General features: G+C 77.4%; 3 protein-coding genes. 2 read left to right on the forward strand and 1 reads right to left on the reverse strand.

Annotation, left to right across the window (positions count from 1 at the left end; genetic code table 11):
- Window positions 1-907: NHL repeat-containing protein (locus tag ABEB16_RS15320; RefSeq protein ID WP_345713095.1), on the forward strand; the 907-nt coding region annotated here is incomplete at its 5' end.
- Window positions 908-920: 13 nt separating this feature from the next.
- On the opposite strand, the gene ABEB16_RS15325 is transcribed toward ABEB16_RS15320, so the two are convergent.
- Window positions 921-2,501 (reverse strand): histidine kinase N-terminal 7TM domain-containing diguanylate cyclase, encoded by a 1,581-nt coding sequence (locus ABEB16_RS15325; protein ID WP_345713096.1) that lies wholly within the window; start codon window positions 2,499-2,501, stop codon window positions 921-923.
- A 136-nt stretch (window positions 2,502-2,637) separates the two neighbouring features.
- On the opposite strand from ABEB16_RS15325, the gene ABEB16_RS15330 reads away from it, so the two are divergent.
- A complete protein-coding gene (locus ABEB16_RS15330; protein WP_345713097.1) occupies window positions 2,638-4,008 on the forward strand; it encodes an amidohydrolase in 1,371 nt (456 codons plus the stop codon).
- Window positions 4,009-4,051: the final 43 nt, after the last annotated feature.

Below are 4,051 nucleotides of genomic sequence, written 5' to 3' on the forward strand. Positions count from 1 at the left end.
CGCCGCCGCGGCCGCGCCACCGGACCAGCGCCGCGAGGACCAGCACCGCGAGGACCGCCGCGCCTTCCCCGAGACGGTCCCGCTGCCGGCGGGCTCCCAGCCGGAGGGCATCACCGACGGGCCGGGCACGACCTTCTTCGCCGGGTCGCGCACCGACGGCGGCATCTGGCGCGGCGACCTGCGCACCGGGCGGGGCGAGGTGCTCGTGCCCGGCGTGCCCGGCCGCGTCGCCGTGGGCGTGCGCTACGAGGAGCGGGCGCAGCGGCTGTGGGTCGCCGGCGGGGCCACCGGCGCGGTGACCGCCTACGACGCGCGCACCGGCGCCGAGCTGGGCCGCTGGGTGGTGCCGGGCAGCGGGTTCCTCAACGACGTGGAGGTCACCCGCGACGCGGTCTACGTCACCGACTCCAGCGCCGACCACCTCGTCGTCATCCCGCTCGGCCGGCGCGGGCAGCTGCCCGCGGAGGCCGCGACCCTGCCGCTCACGGGCGACTTCGACCCGGTCCCGGGCGCCTTCAACCTCAACGGCGTGCGGGCGCTGCCGGACGGCGCGCTCGTCGCGACCCAGAGCGTCACCGGCGACCTGTTCCGCATCGACCCGGGCAGCGGCGCCACCACGCGGCTGGCGGTGTCGGGGGTGGACCTGGCCGGCGGCGACGGGCTCGTCCTGCGCGGGCGCACCCTGTACGTCGTGTACGGGTTCGCCACCGACGAGGTCGCCGTCGTCCGGCTGGCCCGCGACCTGCGCAGCGGCGAGGTCACCGGACGCCTCGGCGACGACGACCTGGACCGCCCGACGACGGGCATCCTCGCCGGCGGGTCGCTGTGGCTGGTCAACGGCCGCTTCTCGACCCCCGCGACGCCGACGACGCCCTACGACGTGGTGCGGGTGGACCTGTGCCGCTGAGCGGCCGGGGCGTTCAGCCGCGCCGCGCGGCGACCAGCACGCGGTTGCGCCCGGCGGCCTTGGCCGCGTAGAGCGCCGCGTCGGCGGCGGCGAGCACACCGCGCGCGTCCACGCCGTCGGCGGGGAAGACCGCCACACCCGCCGAGACCGTCACCGACAGGCGCACGTCCCCGCCGACCGGCACCCGCGCGGCCTCGCAGCGGGCGCGGATCTCCTCCGCCCGCCGGGCCGCCGCCTCCGCGCCGGCGCCGGGCAGCAGGACCACGAACTCCTCCCCGCCGTAGCGGGCGACGGTGTCGCCCTCCCGGGTGCCCTCCAGCAGCCCGGCCGCCACCGCGCACAGCACCTCGTCGCCGGCCTGGTGGCCGTGGGTGTCGTTGACCAGCTTGAAGTGGTCCACGTCCAGCAGGACGACCCCCACGCACCCGCCGCTCCGCGTGGCGCGCGTCACCGCGTCCTCCAGGGCCGCCACGAGGTGGCGGCGGTTGTGCAGGCCGGTCAGCGCATCGCGGACGGCCTCCTCCTGCAGGCGCTCGCGCAGGCCGTCGATGGTCCGCAGGTGCTCGCGCAGGCGGTGCTCGGCGGCCACGGCGTCGCTGACGTCGCGGGCCACCACCACCCGGGCCAACGGGCGGCCGCGGCCGTCGCGGTGCACCCGCGAGCGCAGGTCCAGGTGCAGGCCGGGCGCCACCTCCACGGTGCGCTGGCAGTCCTGGGAGAGCAGCTCGCGCACCTGCGGGTTGCGCAGCGCGGTGGTGGCGGGCAGGCCCACCACGTCGTCGGGCAGGTCGGCGTGGGCGCGGTGCAGCATGGCGAGCCCGGCGGTGTTGACGTCGACGATGCGGCCGGTGGGGTCCACGACGAGCACCCCGTCGGCGAGCGTGTCCACGATCTGCGCCCGCGCCACCGGCACGATCTGCAGCAGGCCCCGCCGGAAGACGGCGTAGGACGTGACGAGCCCGGTGACGACGAAGAACACCGGTGTCCAGTCCACCCCGCCCAGCACGCCGGGTGAGGTGACGGTCACCGCGTTGAGCGCGATGGGTACCAGCGCGGCGGCGAGGATGCAGCCGATCTGGTGGCGGAAGACCGCGGCCGCCCGCCACCACCCGCGGGCCAGGCGCAGGAGCGCCAGGGCCAGCAGCCCGTAGCAGTACGCGGAGTGCACCGGGAACAGCGGGCCGAAGTCCAGCCTGTGGTGGTCGCGGTCGCCGAAGCCGGTGAAGAACAGGTGGTGCCAGCCGTCGGTGGCGGTGGCCACGACGACGAGCACCGGCGCGATCGCCAGCAGCAGCGCGGTGCGCCGGCGCAACCGCCACGACGGGTCGAGCACCGCGGCGCTGAGGCACAGCGTGCCCGCCACGAGCAGGTGGATGGCGGTGTAGTTGACGACGAGCAGGACGCGCGCCGTGGTGGAGGGCAGGGGTAGGTCGAGCAGGGCGGCGCACGCGGCCCAGGCCCCGGCGCTCCACTGCAGGACCGCCAGCGCGGCGGCGGCGGTCGTGTTGGCCCGGCGGCGCCAGGCGACGGCGGCCGCGACGGTGCAGACGAGCGCGGCGAGCAGGAAGACGGTGACGACCGCGGGCCCGTCCACGACGCCCCCTCCCCGTCCGCGGGCGGCGCGGACTCCACAGGACCCATCGGCGCCCCGACCGCGGACCTGAGCACCAGGTGGTACGCCGCACCCGTCCGGGGGCACCGGTGGAGCACCTGCGGTACACCTGGGCGACATGACGCCTCGTGATCACACGAGCACCTCCCGGCCGGGGGCGCAGCCCTCGACCCCGGACCCCGCCCACCTGCTCGCCCTGCAGCGCGGCACCGCGCTGGCCGCCGAGCGCGCCACCCCCCTGCACAGCGACCACGCGGGCGCCCCGGCCGCGCTGCTCGACGCGGCCGAGGCGGCGGTGGAGAGCACCGCCCCGGACCTGCTGGCCCTCAGCCACGACCTGCACGCGCACCCCGAGGAGGCCTTCGCCGAGCACCGCTCGGTGGACGCGCTGGCCGGGCTCCTCGCCCGCCACGGCGTGTCGGCCGAGGTCGGCGCCTTCGGGGTGGCGACCTCGCTGCGCGCCACCACCGGCAGCGGCGGCCCGGTGGTGGCGGTCCTCGCCGAGTACGACGCGCTGCCGGGCATCGGCCACGGCTGCGGGCACAACGTCATCGCGGCCTCGGCCGCCGGCGCGTTCCTCGGCCTGCACGCCGTGCTCGGCGGCGGGCTCGGCGACGGGCTCGGCGGCGGGCTCGGCACGGCGGTGCTGCTGGGCACCCCCGCGGAGGAGGGCGGCGGCGGCAAGGAGCTCATGGCGCGGGCCGGCGCGTTCGAGGGCGTCGACGCCGTCGTCATGCTGCACCCCTTCACCTACGACGTCGCGGTGCAGCCCTTCCTCGGGCGCCGGCAGGTCCGCGCGGCGTACACGGGCGTGGCCGCGCACGCCGCCGCGCAGCCGTACATGGGCCGCAACGCCCTCGACGCGGTCGTCGCCGGCTACTCCGGCATCGCGATGCTGCGCCAGCACGTCCCGCCCACCGACCGGGTGCACGGGATCGTGCTGGAGGGCGGGCAGCGGCCCAACATCGTGCCGGAGCGGGCGGTCGCGGAGTACTACGTGCGCTCGGCGGCGCCGGACACCCTGGCGGACCTGTGCCGGCGGGTGGAGGCGGTGCTCGTGGCGGCCGCCGCCATGACGGGCTGCGGCCACGAGCTGCGGTGGGACCCGCAGCCGGCCTACCTGCCGATCCGGGCGAACCTGCAGCTGGCGGCGCGCTGGACGCTGCACCAGCGGCGCCGGGGGCGCACCGCGCTGCCGCCGGGGGTGGTGCCGGAGTCGCTGACCGGCTCCAGCGACCTGGGCAACGTCAGCGTCCGGGTGCCGGCCATCCACCCGATGATCGCGCTGGCGGACCCCGGCACCTCGCTGCACACCGGCGACTTCGCGGCGGCCTCGGTCTCCGCCGCCGGGGACGCCGCGGTGCTCGACGGTGCGGTGGGCCTGGCGCTGACGGCGCTGGACGTGGTGGCCGACGCGCAGCTGCGCGCGGCGCTGCGCGCCTGCGTCGACGCCGCCGGCGGGGTGCTCATGCCCGAGCGCACGTGGTAGAGCTCCACGCTCGCCAGGCACTCGGTGACGTCCTCGATGTCGA

Origin of the sequence: Kineococcus glutinatus (genome assembly GCF_039542765.1) — a bacterium.
Classification (GTDB): domain Bacteria; phylum Actinomycetota; class Actinomycetes; order Actinomycetales; family Kineococcaceae; genus Kineococcus_A; species Kineococcus_A glutinatus.

Bases quoted from the DNA above. Each gene is read 5' to 3' on its own strand.
- ABEB16_RS15330 (WP_345713097.1), top strand. From the start codon at position 2,638: ATGACGCCTCGTGATCACACGAGCACCTCCCGGCCGGGGGCGCAGCCC.